This is a genomic window from Erythrobacter sp. MTPC3 (assembly GCF_042854385.1).
GTDB lineage: Bacteria > Pseudomonadota > Alphaproteobacteria > Sphingomonadales > Sphingomonadaceae > Erythrobacter.
On the sequence record NZ_BTGP01000044.1, the window covers coordinates 1 to 505 of the forward strand.

A 505-nucleotide genomic window follows, 5' to 3' on the forward strand; every position below is an offset into this window, starting at 1 on the left:
GGCGGTGCTTCGCAAATTCGAGGAAACGTTTGAGAACGCGTGGCCCTTCACGTGAAGCGCGACTTACATCGAGTTCGCCCGGGTCGAAGGAAGCGAAGATTTCACACCTAAGCCTAGCCCGCGTGAAAAGCACATTGAGACGACGTTCGCCGCCTTCGGAGTTAACTGGCCCGAAGCTCGCGCCGATCATTCTCCCGCCAGGTTCGGTTGGCCCATAGCCGACGCTGATGAAAATCACGTCGCGCTCGTCGCCCTGAACGTTCTCGATATTCTTGACGAAGACATCCTCAGCGCCGCCTTCGCGGAGGAAATCATCAAGAATGGTGTCCTTGCGACGAGCAAGCTCAAGAAGTTCGGTGATCGTGTTCTTTTGCGTTGCAGAGAAAGTAACTATTCCCAGTGACTGGTCAGGCATCGTTCGTGCGTGATTTGCAACGGCTTCCACCAGAGATTCGCCCTCCAGCCGATTATCGCGACGACCACCCTTGTCGTATGCGCCTGGGAC

Annotated in this window: 1 protein-coding gene; it reads right to left on the reverse strand. The window is 56.0% G+C overall.

The features are described from left to right. The coding region (locus ACGHU1_RS16900; RefSeq protein WP_390588901.1) for an AAA domain-containing protein at positions 1–505 on the reverse strand (505 nt) is incomplete at both ends.